The organism is Schleiferilactobacillus harbinensis DSM 16991, from assembly GCF_000425885.1.
GTDB classification, from domain to species: domain Bacteria; phylum Bacillota; class Bacilli; order Lactobacillales; family Lactobacillaceae; genus Schleiferilactobacillus; species Schleiferilactobacillus harbinensis.
Map to the genome: position 1 here is coordinate 53,892 of NZ_AUEH01000001.1, position 18,629 is coordinate 72,520.

17 protein-coding genes and 1 other RNA gene are annotated in these 18,629 nt (G+C 53.0%); 10 read left to right on the forward strand and 8 right to left on the reverse strand.

The window, feature by feature from the left end; all coding sequences use genetic code 11:
- Positions 1-46: 46 nt before the first annotated feature.
- Both H627_RS0100295 and H627_RS0100300 read left to right on the forward strand, forming a co-directional pair.
- Entirely contained in the window at positions 47-1,063 is a 1,017-nt protein-coding gene (locus tag H627_RS0100295; protein ID WP_027827290.1) for a DUF2785 domain-containing protein, read from the forward strand.
- An 11-nt stretch (positions 1,064-1,074) separates the two neighbouring features.
- The gene (locus H627_RS0100300) at positions 1,075-1,584 is read left to right on the forward strand and encodes a GNAT family N-acetyltransferase (protein ID WP_027827291.1); all 510 of its coding nucleotides are present in this window, start codon (positions 1,075-1,077) and stop codon (positions 1,582-1,584) included.
- Here H627_RS0100300 and H627_RS0100305 read toward each other — a convergent pair.
- On the reverse strand, positions 1,573-2,448 hold the full coding sequence (locus H627_RS0100305; protein WP_027827292.1) for a PPK2 family polyphosphate kinase: 876 nt from the start codon (positions 2,446-2,448) through the stop codon (positions 1,573-1,575). The genes H627_RS0100300 and H627_RS0100305 overlap by 12 nt on opposite strands.
- A 146-nt stretch (positions 2,449-2,594) precedes the next feature.
- On the opposite strand from H627_RS0100305, the gene H627_RS0100310 reads away from it, so the two are divergent.
- Positions 2,595-3,464, forward strand: a complete 870-nt coding sequence (locus H627_RS0100310) for a helix-turn-helix domain-containing protein (RefSeq protein WP_027827293.1) — start codon at positions 2,595-2,597, stop codon at positions 3,462-3,464.
- Between the two features lie 63 nt (positions 3,465-3,527).
- Here the strand turns inward: H627_RS0100310 and H627_RS0100315 are convergent, their stop codons facing one another.
- The 7 genes from H627_RS0100315 to msrC all read right to left on the reverse strand — a co-directional run bounded on the left by H627_RS0100315 (position 3,528) and on the right by msrC (position 8,174).
- Positions 3,528-4,034, reverse strand: a complete 507-nt coding sequence (locus H627_RS0100315) for a universal stress protein (protein ID WP_027827294.1) — start codon at positions 4,032-4,034, stop codon at positions 3,528-3,530.
- A gap of 72 nt (positions 4,035-4,106) precedes the next feature.
- Entirely contained in the window at positions 4,107-4,394 is a 288-nt protein-coding gene (locus H627_RS0100320; RefSeq protein WP_027827295.1) for a hypothetical protein, read from the reverse strand.
- 71 nt (positions 4,395-4,465) lie between these two features.
- Positions 4,466-4,660: non-coding RNA, 6S RNA (gene ssrS / locus H627_RS19535), on the reverse strand.
- A gap of 53 nt (positions 4,661-4,713) precedes the next feature.
- A complete protein-coding gene (locus tag H627_RS0100325) occupies positions 4,714-6,000 on the reverse strand; it encodes a replication-associated recombination protein A (RefSeq protein WP_027827296.1) in 1,287 nt (428 codons plus the stop codon).
- Between the two features lie 276 nt (positions 6,001-6,276).
- Positions 6,277-6,723: a YueI family protein gene (locus H627_RS0100330; RefSeq protein WP_027827297.1), complete on the reverse strand. Its 447-nt coding sequence runs from the start codon at positions 6,721-6,723 to the stop codon at positions 6,277-6,279.
- A gap of 193 nt (positions 6,724-6,916) precedes the next feature.
- Positions 6,917-7,528 (reverse strand): 30S ribosomal protein S4, encoded by a 612-nt coding sequence (rpsD, locus tag H627_RS0100335; RefSeq protein WP_027827298.1) that lies wholly within the window; start codon positions 7,526-7,528, stop codon positions 6,917-6,919.
- 178 nt (positions 7,529-7,706) lie between these two features.
- On the reverse strand, positions 7,707-8,174 hold the full coding sequence (gene msrC, locus H627_RS0100340) for a free L-methionine (R)-S-oxide reductase MsrC (RefSeq protein WP_027827299.1): 468 nt from the start codon (positions 8,172-8,174) through the stop codon (positions 7,707-7,709).
- Positions 8,175-8,301: 127 nt separating this feature from the next.
- Between msrC and H627_RS0100345 the strand changes: the two genes are divergently transcribed.
- From H627_RS0100345 to H627_RS16325, 7 genes are all read left to right on the forward strand, one after another.
- Positions 8,302-10,026 carry a septation ring formation regulator EzrA gene (locus tag H627_RS0100345; protein ID WP_081674523.1) on the forward strand — a complete coding sequence of 575 codons (1,725 nt, stop codon included), beginning with the start codon at positions 8,302-8,304 and terminating at the stop codon, positions 10,024-10,026.
- A gap of 238 nt (positions 10,027-10,264) precedes the next feature.
- Positions 10,265-11,431 (forward strand): cysteine desulfurase family protein, encoded by a 1,167-nt coding sequence (locus H627_RS0100350; protein ID WP_027827301.1) that lies wholly within the window; start codon positions 10,265-10,267, stop codon positions 11,429-11,431.
- Positions 11,432-11,451: 20 nt separating this feature from the next.
- Complete coding sequence (gene thiI, locus H627_RS0100355; protein ID WP_027827302.1) at positions 11,452-12,672, forward strand: tRNA uracil 4-sulfurtransferase ThiI; 1,221 nt, start codon at positions 11,452-11,454, stop codon at positions 12,670-12,672.
- Positions 12,673-13,008: 336 nt separating this feature from the next.
- Entirely contained in the window at positions 13,009-13,695 is a 687-nt protein-coding gene (locus H627_RS0100360; protein ID WP_027827303.1) for a redox-sensing transcriptional repressor Rex, read from the forward strand.
- Positions 13,696-13,976: 281 nt separating this feature from the next.
- Complete coding sequence (locus H627_RS0100365) at positions 13,977-16,631, forward strand: valine--tRNA ligase (protein WP_027827304.1); 2,655 nt, start codon at positions 13,977-13,979, stop codon at positions 16,629-16,631.
- Entirely contained in the window at positions 16,628-17,929 is a 1,302-nt protein-coding gene (locus tag H627_RS0100370) for a bifunctional folylpolyglutamate synthase/dihydrofolate synthase (RefSeq protein WP_027827305.1), read from the forward strand. Before H627_RS0100365 ends, H627_RS0100370 begins: the two co-directional genes overlap by 4 nt.
- Entirely contained in the window at positions 17,926-18,576 is a 651-nt protein-coding gene (locus H627_RS16325; protein ID WP_051225036.1) for an HAD family hydrolase, read from the forward strand. The genes H627_RS0100370 and H627_RS16325 overlap by 4 nt, the downstream gene beginning before the upstream one ends.
- Positions 18,577-18,629: the final 53 nt, after the last annotated feature.

The following is an 18,629-nucleotide window of genomic DNA, read 5'->3' on the forward strand; positions in this document are numbered from 1 at the left end:
ACCGCGCCGCCGCGCAGAAGAGCGAATTGTCAGAAAGGAATCGATTATGGATCAAGCAATACAAGACTTTTATGACCGCTTAGACGTACTACGCCTGCAATTGAATCGGGGCGATATCTACAAAAACTTGCCAACGCTGCTGAGTGCGGCCCGTGATCAAGTGCCGCGCAAGAAACGGCGCAGTGCCTATCATCGGCCGACGACCAGTGCTTTGGACTTAGCCCGTATGCTGGCACTGAATAAACGCTATCGGGACCGGCTGCAAGAAATGAAGCACGACGACCAGGCTGGGCAAGCACCCGCTCAGGATCTGGCCGACGGTGATCTGGATTTTATTTTAGATCAGCTGAGCAATACTGATTTGCGGTTGCGGGACCATGGGGCATTTTACTTGATCAATGATTTGCTGCGGACCCATACCTTGACGGATGAACAGTTCCACTATGCCGTGGCAGTGGTGTCGTCACCGGAGTATCTGTTTGACCACATCATGGAGCCGGAAGCAGACGCTTTGTTTAAGCGCAGCTTTTCGGTGCTGGTGCTGGGGACACTGTTATTTGCCGACCGTACTGATTATCACACCCTGACCGAGGGAGAGGTGCTGGTCATTCTGCACCGGGTAGCGGCCTATGCCCTGCTGGAGCAGGATGGCCGCGGCTATATTGACGGAAAAGGCTGGGGCCATGCCTGGATCCATATTGGCAACGTGGTCGATGAGCTGGGTGAACGTAATCTGACCCGGGCGGACAAGATCTTTTTACTCAGTGCCGTGATGCTGGGCTACCAATCCGTGCGGGATGCCCTGGCTTACGGTGAAGATCAGCGACTAGCCTATTCGTTAAGTACGCTGGCCAACAAGGAGACCTTTTATGCCGATTATCTGCTCCTATTGTTAAAACAGTGGCAGGGACGGCTGATGACGATGCGGCCGCAGGAAAATGTTGCCTTCTGGAATCGCTGGTATAACCGGAACCGGTTATTGGAAGCAATGATATTGCGCAACGATTATCCGGATAGTATCATGAAGTTCTTAGGCGATATTGCCAATAATAATTTAGGCTGAGAGGCGATTCGATGGACGTTACCATACGCAATGCAGTACCAGCAGACGAAGCGGCCGTGATCCGGATGTGGGCGGCTGCCCGGGCCCGGTTAGCCGCCGAAAAAATACCGCAGTGGCAGGATGCCTATCCTGGCGCTGCGGACTTTCAAACTGATTTGATTACCGGGGCCGGGCAAGTGGCTGTACTGGCCACCGGTGAGGTGGTGGGCTATGCCGCCCTCATGCCCAGCCCGGAGCCCACCTATGCCAGGATTGCCGGCCAGTGGCTGACTGCTGGGGCTTACATAACGATCCATCGTTTCGTCGTTTCGAACCAGCACTTGCATCATGGCATCGGCCAGCAGTTCATGACCGGGGTGCTGGCCCATATTCAAACCGCCGGCACCCCGGCGGTGCGCGTGGATACCCACGCTAAGAATACCCCAATGCACCATTTACTGGGCCACTTTGCATTTCAGCATACCGGGACGATTTGGATGACTGATGGTAGTCCGCGGGATGCTTACGAGTTAGTCTTCTAGTTTATCCAGGGCCGCGTGCAGGCCCTTTTTTTGTTCATCTGTGACTTGCGGGAAGTGCAGCGGCAAGGCGCCAATGCGGGCATTGATGATTTTCGAAACGATCAAGCGAGAATACCATTTGTCGTCGGCCGGAATGACATACCAGGGATTTTCTTTGGTGCTTGTATGGCGAATCATCTCTTCGTAGGCCCTTTGGTATTGATCCCAATACTGGCGTTCATTGATGTCGTTTTCCGAAAACTTCCAGTTTTTCTCGGGCACTTCAATACGGGCCAAGAAGCGTTTCTTTTGCTCGCCCTTGGAGAGGTGCAGGAAGAACTTAAGGATGATGATCCCGTTACGGTTAGCAAAGGCTTCCAGCTCTCGAAAATCGCTATACCGCTGCTGCCAGAGCTTATTGTCTACATCTTTGACGCTGGTGATGCCGGGAATGTGTTCCGATAAAACGTTGGCTGGATGGACCTGATCAACGAGGACTTCTTCGTAGTAAGAGCGGTTGAAAATGGCGATTTCGCCGCTGCGGGGAAAAGCCACCCGGGTGCGCCATAAATAATCGTGGGCAAGTTCGTTGGCGGTGGGAACTTTGAACGGCGTAACCGTCGTTCCTTGGGGATTTACGCCACGCATCACGTGTTTGATCATCCCGTCTTTGCCGGCGGCGTCCAAAGCTTGAAAAAGGATTAGGATACCAAATTGGTTTTGCGCATACAGTTTTTCTTGGGCATCCTGCAACACTTTGCGATCCTTTTTAATTTCCTTTTTGATTGCCTTTTCTTGATTCTGATAGTCGGCTGGCGGAGTGGTGGCCTGTTCGCCAATATGAAACTCGCCAGTACCGTTGTACCGATAATCTTTCAAATCCATAACATGACCCGCTTTCCTTCAACTGAGTTAACTCTATTGTAACCACTCACTGGTTAAAACGTACGAACAATGCCTGGGTGACAGCCGGCCTGCGTTATTTTATAATGGAGCCTAGGGTGTTTGGAAGTTCACAAGGAGTCGAGTACATGTTAATTAAAGGTGAGGCCATTCGTACCGCACGTTTACGCAAACGCCTGTCCCAAAGGGAACTTGCCCACGGCATCTGTGCCCAGGCCACGGTCTGTTTGATCGAAAAGTATGATCAAAATGTGGCTTGGGATATCATTAACGGGCTGTGTCAACGCTTAGAGATTCCGGCCGAGAGTGTCATGAGTCAACCAGATGATGTGCTGCGCCGCCAGTTGGACCGTGCTTTGGAAGCGTTTATGGATGAGGATATCGTTGGGTGTCAGCGGCTTTTGATACCGCTAGCCGATTTGATTGAGGCAGATCAACTGCGTGCGCACTACTATACGTTGCAGGGGCTCGTGGCCTTGGCCGACGGGCCGCGGTTGGATGAAGCCCGGTTTCGTTTTTCTCAGGCCCTCAATGAAGGGGCCGCTGGGCCGCATGATCTGTTTCGCTTGCTGGCGCAACTGGGCTTTGGCTATACGTATTTTCGCCAACAGGCGTTGGCGCAGGCCGGTTATTATATTTTGGCCGCTCGGGATGGCATCAGCCAATGGCCCAGCGGTCAGTCCTGGGAGTTGGAAATGCAGCTGTTTGTTTTGCTCGCCCATGCCGAATTGTTATGTGCGCAAGGGTATTGGCGGCAGGCGCGCGTGATCGCGGCCGATGGTTTGGAGCGGTTGAATGCCGGCAATAGCATGTTTATCATGGAGCGGCTAATTTTTGTGCGCGCCCGAGCGGCGCTCGGGGCGGGAGACACCGAACAGGGTCGTTGTGAGCTGGAGTCCGCTTTATTTATCGCGAAAGTTCGGCGGCATCCCCATATGGAAGCCAGAATTAATGCCTTACTGCAAACGCTCGACCAGTCAGATCGCGAAACGGAGTAAATCGGCACGAAGAAAGGGAGACAAAACCATGGTGGTTTTGTCTCCCTTTTGCTAGACTGCCGACTAGTCGTTTTCTGGATTAATATGGCTTTCCGGATGTTTGCTGTCGATCAGTGCTGGCTTATTGTCTAAATCGGTCCGGACGACCAAAACGTCGCAGTTGGCGACGCGGGTCACATATTCCGTTACTGAGCCGATCAATAACCGCTCGACGGCATTCAGGCCGGTGGCGCCGATCATAATTAAGTCAATATCATTGGCTTTCGGATAGTCTCGACCAATCAGTGTTTTGGGTGCGCCGTATTCAATTTCGTAGGACACATCGGTTAGACCGGCGCGTTGAGCAATTTCCACATACTCTTTCATGGTCTGTTTCTGGGTTTCGGTGACTTGTTCCACCATCGCGGAATCAAAGCTTGATACGTTTTGGAAAGCCCGCGTATCGATGACGTGTAACAGGAACAAATGGGCATGGTTCCGTTTCGTCACTTCCACAGCTTTGCGAAAAGCCAATTCTGCTTCGTAGGATCCATCAATCGCAACCAGGACCCGCTTGTATTGTTGCAACATAGTGTCCACCTCATTTCTTCTTTTCTCTTTAATTATACCGTACTACTGAGCGGTGCGCAGAATTGCCCAGTTTTATTTTTTTAACAGGCGCGCTAAGTGAAAAATCAGCGCCAGCATGTAAAGCAGGGTGAGGGCAACGGTAACGAGATTCCACATCAGCGGGGCATTGAGCAAAATCACAGCCCCGATCAGAGCAATAAACAGCAGAATCATGGTGGCCCGCCGCAGAGCGGGGATAATCGCCCGCAGCACGGCGCTGTCTGGAGTGGTGGTCATCAGCCGGACGACGATCAGCCGGGCAATGATGCTCAGCAGAACAAGCAAAATCAATAGGATAATGATGGCAGTTTTAGCTAACACAGACTTAGATCCTTTCGACGGTACCAGAATACATTCATGATAACAAAAAACGCGCAACATTGCTGTTGCGCGCTGGCTCTTAGTGGTGCCGTTGATTTTTCCGTACAGTTGAACCCGCTAATATTAAGCAGGTGGGTCAGTTATTCTTCCGTTCAGGGCTACCAAGTGAAATGGTTATGCACGCGCAGAAGAGATTCGCCGTCCCAATGTGGTGTTACTTGATCGGTCAACCTGATAAGAGGAAAACTCGAACACCTAAGATGACCATACTTAATACTAGCATGTGCAAAGCCGTTTGGCAAGTGGAATGGAAGCCATTTCAAGCGTGGCTATGGGGTCCAGCCTGGCGGAGACGGGCATATTGCTCCGCAAAGGCAGTTTCGTATTTACCGTTATGTTTCGGCTCATAGTATTGAGCTGTTTTAATATCGTCGGGTAAATACTGCTGGGCGACCCAGTCGCCCGGGTAGGCGTGGGGATATTTGTAGGTCGTACCGTGGCCTAATTCTTTGGCCCCCTTGTAGTGGGCATCTTTCAAGGCCGCAGGGATCTTTTGGCCCTTGCCGCTGTTGACATCAGCGAGGGCAGCGTCCACGGCACTGATTCCCGAATTCGATTTTGGGGACAGACATAATTCAATTACAGCGTCTGCCAAGGGGATGCGGCCTTCGGGCAGGCCGAGACGCTCGGCGGCTTGCACCGCAGCGACGGTGCGGGCTGCGGCTGGCAGATTAGCCATCCCGACATCCTCATAGGCGATCACCAGCAGCCGGCGCATGATTGATGGCAGGTCGCCGCTGGCGGTCAGTACCGCTAGATAGTGCAGGGCGGCATCCGTGTCAGAACCGCGGATGGATTTTTGAAAGGCAGAAATCGTATCGTAATGGGCATCGCCGTTTTTATCCCCGGCAATCGGCGGCCGAGCGCCCGAATCAACGATCACCTGCTCGGTGACATGGATCCGGTGGTCCTGCTTATCCGTTGGGGTGGAGAGGACGGCGAGTTCCAATGTATTCAGTGCTGTGCGCAAATCGCCGTGGGCGCCCTGCGCCAAAACCCTGAGGGTGTCATCGCTGATGGTGACGGGATAGCCGCCCAGCCCCTTTTCTTTGTCGCTCAGTGCCCGATGCAGGGCCTGCTCGATATCGTCAACGGCTAACGGGTGGAGCGCAAAAATCTGAGTGCGGCTGCGAATAGCCGGACTAATATTGATATAAGGATTTTCAGTGGTTGCCCCAATCAGGATAATGCGGCCGCTTTCTAAATGGGGAAGCAGGAAATCCTGCTTGGTTTTGTCCAGCCGGTGAATCTCATCCAGCAGCAGAATAACGGTGCCGCTCATTCGGCCCTCTTCGGCGACTACTTGCAGATCTTTTTTAGTATCCGTGGCTGCATTTAAGATCCGCAAATGGTATTTTGTACTGCCGGCAATGGCTGAAGCAATACTGGTTTTGCCGATGCCAGGCGGGCCGTAGAGGATCATACTGCTCAGCCGTTTGGCTTGAACCATGCGGCGGATGATTTTACCTGGGCCGACTAAATCCTGCTGACCGACCACTTCATCCAAGTTGGTCGGCCGCATCCGGTAAGCAAGCGGTTCTACCATCGATCATTGTCCTTTCTCAAAGAAAAAGACTGGGACAAAACTCCTTTTCTGATACGTCGTGCCAATGCTCCGCAAGCTCCGGCTGAGGGGGGCTGGAACGTGGTGACGGCGCTTGAAGCCCGCGAAAACCGCGGTCTTCAAGTCGCCTAACCACATCGACGGCAAAGCCGTCGTGTGGTTTCCACCACTGAGCCCCCTCAGCCTCCGCTTGCTGCGCATTGGCACTAGGCACGTTTGAAATCAGAGTTTTGTACCAGTCCTGTCATTCACGTAAAGTTAAAATAACGATTCAAAAAAGCCCTTTTTCTTGGGTTTATCCGTCTTTCCCGGGGCGGCCTCAGGATACTTGGCGGTGATGGCCACCGTTTGGCTATTGATGGCCTCTTTCGCCACGATCAGTAAGCCCATAGCGGCATCGTCCCGAGGGGTGGTGGTATCGTTCACTAGGGTGAATGGAATATTCGCACTGCTTAAAGCCCGGATATAGCCGCCAGTGATTGCATTATCAACTGTACCATTGATCAAGGCACTATAGCCTTGATAATCGGTCAGATGCGTCTTGAAAGCTGCTAAAATTTCTGGTTTCGGCAATTCACCCACGGTAATCGCAACAAAGACCCGTTCCCGTAAGGAGCCCATATACTGCCGGCGTTCATCTGGATTCGTCTGCCGACCGCCGACCGCACTTTCTTCAATCCGCTGATTGACATCGTCACTTGCCATATTGTGTCGCCTCCCACAAAGTCTATTACTTTTAGTATACCATAGGGTCCATGGGAGAAAAGCCAGGCGAACAAGTTTCACCGCCGCTGCTAAATGAGTTTCTGCCGACAGAAGCGCGGGTTAGAGTCCTTTCGATAAAAAAACAGCCCAGCCGCTAGCGGCCAGACTGCTTGAAACCAATGACTGTAAAGAATTACAGCTTTTGGTTGTAGAATTCAACGACTAAGGATTCGTCGATTTCCGGTTCCATTTCTTCCCGCTCCGGCTGACGGACATAAGTCCCAGTCAAAGCGTTGTCGTCCCAAGTCACAAACGGGGGACGGGCAACGGTGTTGTCCAAAGCGTCCTTAACGATTTGCAGATCCTTGGACTTTTCCTTCAAGCCAATGACTTGACCCGGCTTAACTTCGTAAGAAGGAATGTCAACGCGCTTGCCGTCCACGGTAATGTGGCCGTGGTTGACCAGCTGACGGGCTTGCGGCCGAGTAGTCGCATAGCCTAAACGGTAAACCAAGTTATCCAAACGGGATTCCAGCAGCACCATGAAGTTAACACCGTGCTTGCCTTCGCGAATCTTGCCGGCACGAACGAACAAGTTCATGAATTGACGTTCGTTCAAACCGTACATTAAACGCAGCTTTTGCTTTTCGAGTAATTGAGAACCGTAATCAGAAACCTTACGGCGATTATTCGCACCGTGTTCACCAGGAGCATAGGGGCGACGAGCGAGTTCTTTACCACTGCCAGACAGTGACAGACCTAAACGCCGGGAAAGTTTCCAGCGGGGACCAGTATAACGAGACATTGAAGTTCCTCCAATTATTTTATTTGGTTTGTAAAATAACCGGGCAAGTTCAGCAATCGTTCAAATGACGTTACAATTTTCACCTTTGCAGCCTGAGGTTACACGATTGAACTATTGTTGGACGTCGTCATTTGTTGACGGCTTTGCCGCTTGCTGCTGCTTATTTTACGCACAACGGCTATTGTACCGAATGAGCAGGGGTGGCGTCAAGCTGTTTCTGGACGGCCCGGCCAAAGGCGGTGAGGACGGTCTCGTCGGCCGCACTGAAGCGATCCGTTAACGGTGAATCAATATCCAAGACACCGAAACCAGGCAGGGGGACAACAATTTCTGAGTTGCTGGCGCTGTCGCAAGCAATGTGCCCTGGAAATTGATGCACATCGGCGACCCGCTGGACTTGGCCAGTAGCGTAGGCGGTACCGCAGACCCCGCGGCCTGGGGCAATGTGCATACAGGCCACTTTTCCTTGGAAGGGACCCAGGTCCAGCTGACGGTTTTCTTCATTATATAAATAGAACCCAGCCCAGTTGATGTTGGCCAACGTATCATTCAGCAGGGCGCTGGCATTGGCCAGAATGGTGACGGGGTTGGTTTCGCCAGCCAGCAAGCTGGTCAGCTGGTCGACTAAAAGATCGGTATCTGCCATGGCAAATTCCTCGTTTCTGATAAAGTTCCGACGGTCGGTGTAGACCCCCGGGTGATTCTGGTATAATTTGTATGTATTGTATGCCGGCGTGCCCGGTGATGCAAGTTGTCAGTAAGCAGTTAAGGATGTGGATAGTGTGCCACTATGGGGGATCATCGTCATTGGCGTATTAATCGTGATCGCAGTGATTGCGGGCGTGGTTTTATTACGTCAATTTCAGAATAGGACAGCGTTAGAAACGTTACAGCAGCGCCAGCGGCAATTGGCCGATCGGCCCTTGGCGGCGCAAGTCGCTAAATTGGCGCAAACTACCCTCAGCGGAGAAAGTCTGCAGTCGTTTCACAAGTGGCAGCATCAATATACCCGCTTGACCCAAGAGCAATTTCCTAAAGCCGCTGCGCAGCTGCATGCTGCCGCAACGGCGAATGACGGCTACCATGTGGTCCAGGCCCGCCAGCACATCGTCGCCGTCACGGAGCTGATCACCGATGAAGAGCGCACGGCCCAAGATATTGCCGAGGCGCTGGATAAAATTGCGGATGTTGCTCATCAAAATCAAGAGGCCAAACAGGCGGCCCAGGAACGATACAAACAATTACGCAAAACGATCCTGGTGCAAAGCTTCTCCTTCGGCAGTGCGATCACCGCGCTGCAAAGCACCCTGACAGCAATCAATGAGGCGTTTCAGCAAGTGGATGTCTTGGCCAGCAACGGGGATCATATCCAAGCCCGGACGGCTTTGGCGGATATTACCAAGCAGTTGGATCAGTTGGAGAAGGCTGTGACGGATATTCCGCCGCGAGTCAATGAATTGACCAATATCTTCCCAGGCCAGCTGGAGGAACTCGTTGCGGGGTATCACCGGCTGCGCACCACCGGGTATCGTTTCTTTGATATTAACATTCCCCAGGAACTGACGAAGCTGGATGATGACATTCATGCGGCGGAGGCGCTGCTGCGTAAAGAAGATGTGCCGGGCCTGCAAGCGGCCAACAAAGCGCTGGCCGCGAACATTGATCACTTATACGATGTGATGCAAAAGGAAATGGATGCCAAAGAGGCGGTTGAAAAGCTGCGCAATGCTCTGCCGGCGTTTTTGACCCATGCCTCGGTTCAGAATAAGACGCTTCAGGATGAAGTACGGCATCTGGACGAGAGTTACGTGCTGACTAATGACGAAGTCCAAACAACGGCGCACTTTGGCCGGCAGATTGCGGAAGCTCAGGAACGGTTTACCCAGGATGAACAGAAAATTCATGATCAGGAAGCCGTCTTTACCTTGGTACACGAAGATTTGACCAAAATCAACGCGCAGCTGGCGGAGATTGAAAAGAAACAGGTCGCGATCGATAAAGACCTCAGCGGCCTGCGTACCGGCGAGGAGATCGCCCGCCAGAACTTAGCCCGCTTCATGATGGAATATCGGGAAACCCGGCGCGAGATGCTGCAGCAGAATTTGCCTGGATTGCCTAAATCATATCGGGAGTTTGCAGAGATCGTACGCCAGGAGATCGGCAAACTGGATCATGACTTGAATCAGGTCAAAATTAATTTGGAAGATATTACTAAACAGTTGATCATGACCCAGGAAGATTTGAAGACGCTGAAACAACGCTCCGCCGATTTGATCGACGCGGCGGCTCTGACTCAGGAAATCCTGCAATACGCCAATGCATTGAAGCAGGATAACGAGACGGTGGCTAAGGCCAGCGTGAGCGCGACGCAGATCTTCAATACGACGTATGATTATCCCCAGGCATTGGATACGATTGCAACGGCCGTGGAAGCGGCAGAACCGGGGGCTTATCAGCGGATCGAGGCGGTTTATAAGGAACGGAAGGGGAAGCTGTAGGGGTCCTTCTTTGCTTAAACGGGCTCAGCCGACCAGAAGCTAGAGCACAAGGACCAGGGACCAGAAACCTAAGTGCGGGTTTATGGTCCCTGGTCCTTGTGCTTACGCTTCTAAGCGGTCGGCTTCGCCCTCTGCCCTCTTGCGTTTTTCTTCATTTTTTTCTATACTCTTGTTACTTACATTTTCCAAGCAATGGCGTAATCGCCACTAGGGTAGTTATATGAGGAGTGTCCATTAATTGATTTATTTTGATAACAGTGCCACGACCAAGATTGATCCGGCGGTCTTGGCCACTTATGATGCCATCAGCAATAATTTCTTCGGCAATCCGTCGTCGCTGCATGCGGTGGGGACGAAGGCTAATGATATGCTGCAATCAGCCCGGGGGCAGATTGCGGAACTGATCGGGGCGGCACCGGATGAAATCTTTTTCACCAGCGGCGGTACCGAAGGCGATAACTGGATCATCAAAGGAACGGCCATTGAGAAGCGAGAATTTGGCAACCACTTGATCACGACGGCCATTGAGCATCCAGCCGTGATCAATACAATGAAGCAGCTGGAAAAGCTGGGCTTCAAAGTGACGTATCTGCCGGTGGACAAGGACGGCTTTATCGATCCGCAAATGCTGGCCAATGCCATCACGGATCAGACGATTCTGGTGTCGACTATGGTCGTGAATAACGAAATCGGTGCGATTCAGCCAATTCATGAGATTGCTAAGGTCTTGGCCGATCATCCGACGATCCACTTCCACGTCGATGCTGTTCAGGCTGTGGGCAAGGGCCTGCGAGATCTGATTCGCGAACCGCGGGTGGACTTCGCAACATTCTCTGGGCATAAGTTCCATGCGCCCCGGGGGACCGGGTTCATCTACGTGAAGCGCGGTCGCAAGATTGCACCGCTGCTGACTGGCGGCGGCCAGGAAAATGATTGGCGGTCCGGGACGGAGAATACACCGGCCATTGGTGCGATGGCCAAGGCACTGCGGTTATTATTAACGAATGAAGACGCCAACGTTGCCAAGCAGGAGGCGGTTCGGGAACGGATCATCACCCATTTGCAGCAGTATCCGGACGTGACGATTTTCTCCCCAATCAGCAATCGTTTTGCACCGCATATTCTGTGCTTTGCATTGCCTGGTGTGCGGGGTGAGACGATCGTCCACGCTTTTGAGGATCATGATATCTACATTTCGACCACGAGTGCCTGCTCGTCGAAGAAGGGGACCGAATCCAGCACGCTGAAGGCCATGCAAGTACCGGAACGGATCGCTACGAGTGCGGTGCGGGTATCCCTCGACGAGCACAACACATTGGCTGAGGCTGATACGTTCAACCAGGTTTTCGACGAGTTATACAAGAAGTTTGCTAAGTTGCGCACCTCAGTGGCCGCCGCTCGTTAAGCAAAATTAAAGGAGATCGCATGCAATATACAGAAATTATGGTCCGCTACGGCGAATTATCTACAAAGGGTAAAAACCGCCGGAACTTCATTGGCCGCTTGACGGGAAACGTCACCAAAGCTTTGAAGAACTTTCCTGAACTCAGCATTCACCCGAAGCGGGATCGGATGCACATTCAATTGAACGGCACGCCAGCGGAACCAGTCATGGCGATTTTGAGCCGCATTTTTGGCATTCAGAACTATAGTCCAGCCATCAAGATTGCTAAAAATATGGACGTGGTCCACCAGACCGCCATTGACCTGGTCCGGGACACGCTGCCGAGTCCCACGGCGAGTTTTAAGGTCAATACCCGGCGCAGCGACCACACTTTTGCGCTGGATACGAACCAAATGAACTTGGATTTAGGCGATTTGATCACTACTGCCTTCCCAGATATTAAAGTACAAATGAAACATCCGGATGTCACCTTGCGGGTGGAAGTACGCCGGGATGGGATTTATCTGTCCACTGAGACGATCAAGGGTGCCGGCGGTTTGCCTGTCGGTTCTGCAGGAAAAGCGGTCTTGATGCTCTCTGGCGGGATCGACAGCCCGGTGGCTGGGTACCTGGCGATGAAACGAGGCGTGGACATTGAAATGGTCCACTTCTTCAGCCCGCCGTATACCAGCGTGGATGCGCTGAATAAGGCGAAGGAGTTAACGGCTAAGTTAGCGCCCTATGCTGGCGCCATCACCTTTATTGAGGTGCCGTTCACGGAAATTCAAGAAGAAGTGAAAGCCCATGTCCCCGAAGGCTATCTGATGACGGTCCAGCGGCGGTTTATGCTGCGGCTGGCCGATCGGATTCGGGCCCAGCGCGGCGGCTTAGCAATTTTTAACGGCGAATCAGTGGGTCAAGTGGCTTCCCAGACGTTGGAGAGTATGACGGCAATCAACGACGTGACGACGACGCCTGTTCTGCGGCCGGTGGTGACGATGGATAAAACAGAAATCATCGCTCTGGCAGAGAAAATTGATACATTCGATCTCTCCATCATGCCTTTTGAAGATTGCTGTACAATATTCGCTCCGCCGCGCCCTAAGACTAAACCCAATCTGGATCGTGCCCGTCAGTATGAGGCGGTGCTGGACGGCGAACCAATGATGGCTCGGGCCATTGCCGGTATCAAAATCACTACGATCCATCCCCAAGATGAATTTATGAATGCCCATCAAGAGGAGACAGCAGCGCTGCTGTAGTCTGTATTGATTGGGAGAGAAACTCTGAAATCCGGTGAACGGATTTTGGGGTTCTTTTTTTTGCTCATCGATTTTTCGGTGTACAGAAGATTGCGGTGAGCGTATCAGAGCACGGTCTGCTCCGCGTAAACGGGCTCAGGCCGACAGAAGCTAGAGCACAAGGCCGGGGAAACGTAAAACCTAAGCCCGGGTTTTACGTTTCCCCGGCCTTGTGCTTACGCTTCTGACCGTTGGCCTTCGCCCTCTGCACTTTTCTTTTGTTCGCCATTGCGCAAACGGTCTCAATCATGGTATATTATTGTGTGAAATGGCAAACAAATAGGACGGTGAAATGTAATGACAGAACAACACGTGGTCACCTTACCCCGGGCGACAGCTAAGCGGATTCCTTTGTACTATCGATACTTATGTATGTATCGGGCGGAGGGGGTCACGCGGATCAAGTCCCATGAACTAAGTAAAAGCATTCACATCCCCGCGGCGACGATCCGCCGAGATTTCTCCTGCTTCGGGGAATTAGGGAAGAGCGGCTATGGTTATGATGTGAGCCACTTGATTGATACCTTTGCCCGGATGCTGCGAGTCGACGAATTGCACAAGATTGCCCTTTTAGGGGTGGGCAATCTGGGCAGAGCGCTGATTCAAAATAATTTTCGGCGGAATGACAACCTCCGCATTACCTGCGGTTTTGATAATCAATGCCCAGAAATTGGCACGATCATCAATGGTGTACCAATCTATCATATGGATCAACTTGCCGAAAAAATACGCGAACAGGGCATCACAACGGCGATTTCCACGGTGCCCAGTGTGCATGCCCAAGAGGCGGTGGCCCAGCTGACTGAAGCCGGGGTACGGTCCATTTTGAACTTTGCGCCTGCTCGCTTGAAGGTGCCCGAAGGCGTCCACGTGAAGTATATTGACCTGACCAGCGAGATTCAGACGCTGATGTATTTTGCCGATGCAGAAAACACACAGAATAATATGGAAGAAGCAATTGCTACCTTTGCGGAGCCGGAGTAAGTAGGCTATAATGCAGATAACACTTTGATCGAGAGCATGACAGGACAGGGAATTTCAGCGAACCGGTGGGTGGTGTGAACCGGGCGAATGTCGGCCATGGTAGCTCGGGAGTGGATACTGCGACACACTGTGAAGTGGTATCCGGAAGCCGCCGTTATCGGTTTTGAGAGGGACTCTGATTTTTGCGTCAGGGCCCAACTTAGGTGGTACCGCGAGCAATCGTCCTAATCTTTAGGGCGATTTTTTAATCCGATCAAATAATTCGTTAGGGAGTGATTTACATGAGTCAATCAGATATGTCGACCAAGTATGATCCGACCGCCGTTGAAACGGGCATGTATAAAAAGTGGCGCGACGCGGGATATTTTAAACCAAGCGGCGATAAAAAGGCTAAACCGTACAGCATTGTTATTCCGCCGCCCAATGTCACGGGCAAGCTGCACATGGGTCATGCCTGGGATACCACATTCCAGGACATGATCATTCGCCAGAAGCGGATGCAGGGCTTTGATACGCTGTGGCTGCCAGGAATGGACCATGCCGGGATCGCGACCCAGGCTAAGGTAGAGGCTAAGTTGCGCGGGCAGGGAATTTCCCGTTACGACTTGGGCCGAAAGAAGTTTATTGACCAAGTCTGGGAATGGAAAGACGAGTACGCCAAGACGATCCACGAACAGTGGGCTAAACTGGGCCTATCGCTGGATTACTCCCGTGAACGCTTCACGCTGGATGACGGCTTGAATAAAGCCGTACGGACCGTCTTTGTCGATCTGTACAAGCAGGGCCTGATTTATCGCGGTCAATACATCATCAACTGGGATCCGGAACTGCGGACAGCACTGTCCGACATTGAAGTTATCCACAAGGATGACCAGGGCGCGTTCTATCACGTGAAATATCCCTACACGGACGGCAGCAGCTATATTGAAATTGCCACGACCCGGCCGGAAACGATGCTGGGTGATACTGCGATCGCAGTCCATCCCAACGATGACCGGTATAAAGACGTGGTGGGTAAAAAGGTGATTCTGCCTTTAGTTGGTCGGGAAATCCCCATCATTGCCGATCATTACGTTGATATGCAGTTTGGGACTGGTGCGGTGAAAATCACTCCGGCCCACGACCCTAACGACTTTGAGGTCGGCAATCGGCATAACCTGGAACGGATCAACATCATGAATGACGATGCTACCATCAATGAAAATGGCGGCAAGTATCAGGGCCTGGACCGTTTCGAGGCGCGCAAGGCGATTGTGGCTGACCTGAAGAAGGAAGGCTACCTGCTGTCGATCGAACCCATCGTCCACAGTGTCGGCCACTCTGAACGTTCCGGCGTTCAGGTCGAACCGCGTCTGTCCACCCAATGGTTTGTCAAGATGAAGCCGTTGGCCGAACAAGTCTTGGCCCAACAGAAGACGGATCAGAAAGTTCATTTCGTACCGGACCGGTTCGAACACAATTTGATCAATTGGATGGAAAACATCCACGACTGGGTCATCTCCCGTCAGCTCTGGTGGGGTCACCGGATTCCGGCCTGGTATCAGAAGGATACCGGTGAAATATACGTTGGCATGGAACCGCCCAAGGATGCCGAAAACTGGACGCAGGATCCTGATGTTTTGGATACCTGGTTCTCCAGTGCGTTGTGGCCGTTTTCGACCCTGGGCTGGCCGAATACGGATGCACCGGATTACAAGCGGTACTTCCCGACCAACACGTTGGTCACCGGTTACGACATTATTCCGTTCTGGGTTGCCCGGATGATTTTCCAGAGCGAACACTTCACTGGTAAACGGCCGTTTGAATTTGCCCTGATCCATGGCTTGATGCGTGATTCCCAAGGCCGAAAGATGTCTAAGTCGCTAGGCAACGGGATCGATCCGATGGACATTATTCAGAAATATGGCGCGGATGCCCTGCGCTGGTATTTATCCACCAGTTCAACCCCGGGACAAGATGCCAACTTCAGTGAACAAAAGCTGGAAGCAGCGTGGAACTTCATTAATAAGATCTGGAACATTTCCCGGTTCGTCCTGATGAACTTGGCTGACACGCCGGCTAGCGACACGCCGCCGGATCCGGCCACGTTTGATTTAGCCGATCGCTGGATTTTCCACGAACTGAATGAAACCATCACCAAAGTCACCCGCTTGTCTGAACGTTTCGAGTTCGGAGAAGCCGGCCGGGCCTTGTACAATTTCACCTGGAACGACTTTGCGGATTGGTACGTGGAAATGAGCAAAGAAGTGCTGTACGGCACGGATGAGGCGAAGAAGGCGGCCAAGCGCAAGAACCTGCTTTGGGTCCTGGATATGACACTGCGCATGCTGCACCCGACGATGCCGTTTGTCACCGAAAAGATTTGGCAGACCATGCCCCACATTGGCGATACCATTATGCTGGCTAAGTATCCGGTGGCCCATGAGGAATTTGCGGACGCGCCAGCCGCGGCAGATATGAACTGGATCATCGCTGTGGTCCGAGCTACGCGGAATATTCGCAGTCAGGCCAACGCGCCGATGAGCAAGCAGATCCATCTGCAAGTCTTCATGGCCGATGCGCACCTGGTACCAGTCTTTGACCACAACAAGCCATTCATTCAACGGTTCGTGAATGCCAGCCGGATGGATGCCTTGACCGGTGAACAGCCAGAGGCGTCGGCTAAGATGATGACGGCCGTCGTACCAGGTGGGGAAGTCATCGTGCCGCTGAATGAATTGGTTGATATGCAGGCGGAACTGGACCGGTTGACTAAGGAACAGACGCGGCTGCAGACCGAGGTTCAACGCGCCGACAAGAAGCTGGCGAATAAGGGCTTTACGGATAAAGCCCCCGCGGCAGTGGTTGCTGAAGTGGAAAAGAAACGGGCCGCGTATCAGGAACAATTAACGACACTGACCAGCCGGCTCGCTGATTTGCAGGACAGCGCCCAATGAATTATGCAGAAGCCCTGACGTTCATCCACAGCCGGCCGCGGCTGCATCGGGGTCATGAACTGACCTGGATCAAGACTTTTCTCGCGGCTATTGGTCATCCCGAACAGCAAGGCCGCTTTATCCATATTACCGGCACCAACGGCAAGGGATCGGTGGCGACCATGGTCACGGACATGCTGCTGGCGGCCGGGTTGCATGTGGGGCGTTTCATTTCACCCTACATCACGCGGTTTAACGAACGCATTCAGGTGGATGGGAAAGATATCAGCGACACCGATCTGGCCGCCGCCACGACCCATCTAGCCGATGTGCTGGCGGGGATGCAGGCCGCGAATCCGGACTTTGCCTTGACGGAGTTTGAATTCGATACGGCCTTAGGTTTCTATTGGTTCGCCCAGCAGCAAGTGGATGTCGCCGTGATCGAAGTGGGGATTGGCGGCGCCCATGATAAAACCAACGTGATTCAGCCCGACGTCAGTGCCATTACCACTGTCGGGGCTGATCACTTGGAATTGATCGGCCCCACCTTGGCCGACGTCGCCCGGGAGAAAGCCGGCGTGATCAAACCGCAAACGCCGGTCGTGCTCGGCGACATTGCCGCTGAGCAAACTCAGATCATTACGACCGCGGCCCAAGCCCAGGCAGCACCGGTGGCCCAACTGGGCCGCGACTTCACAGTGGACCATGCGCACCTGCACCCGGCCGACCATGCCTGGCAGTTTGATTACCATCGGGGCGACCAGGATTGGACCAAGTTGCGCCTACCGAGCATTTCTGCTTATGAAGTACGCAATGCGGCAGTGGCCATCACTGTGGCCCAGCTGTATCTGCACGGCCGGGGTAAAACATTGGATCAAGCTACCGCGCAGGCGGGGTTAATGGCCTTTCGCTGGCCGGCGCGCATGGAGCTGCTCCATGAACAGCCATATCTGATGCTTGACGGCGCGCATAACGTGCCCGCGGCGCAGGCTCTGATCAAGAGCATCAAAGCGGCCTTTCCAGGGGTTACCGTGCACCTGATCGCGGCCTTTCTCAAAGACAAAGATGCCACCGATATGGTGCGCTTGTACCAACGGGCGGGCTGGCTGATCACGGCCACGGAGTTTCCGGATGCCCGTATTCTGCCGGTGACGGACTGGCCGGAGACGACGGTCCCAATCAATCATGTGGCGAATTGGCAAGAGGCCCTGGCAGTTGCGCTGCAGGCCGCTTCAGCCGATGATCTGATCCTGTTTGCCGGGTCGCTGCACTTTGTCTCGACGGTGCGCAATACGTTACTCAAGGAGGATGACCCGTGACTTTTGATGGTGTGATTTTTGACATGGACGGCGTTCTGGTGGATTCGGAACGAATGTATCTGCGGGCTAACATGGTCGCCGGCCGCCAGCAGGGGCTAACATTGACCGCTGAAGATTACGCGCCTTTGGCTGGCGCATCCAATGCCACGGCCAATGCGTTCTTTCAGAAGTATTTTCCAGGTGAAAAAGCGCAGGAATTTCTTAACGACACCTACGCGTTGGTGGATCAATACGTGGCCGCCGGCGAGCTGGCGATTAAGCCGGGGGTCAAGCCGCTGCTGCGAATTCTGCACGAAGTAAATATTCCCATGGCGGTGGGTTCCAGTAATTATGGCCGCACCGTGCATGAGTTTTTGGCGAAGGTCGGAATTGAAGACGAGTTTGCCCATATCATTACCAGTGATGACGTGCATGCGGGCAAACCGGCACCCGATATCTTCCTCGCTGCCGCCCAGGCGCTGGCCATCCCGCCGGCACGGGCATTGGTGGTGGAAGATTCCGCCAACGGCATCCAAGCGGCGTTGACTGCCAAGATGACGCCGGTGTTGGTGCCGGATCTGCGGACGGCTGAGGAAATCTTGATGGATATTCCCCAACCAGTCCTCGTGGCCCCCACCTTGACCCATGTGGCCAATTTGTTTAAGTAATCGACTTGCACCCCGATCCCGCCGGATCGGGGTGTTTTTGCGTAATGTATGAA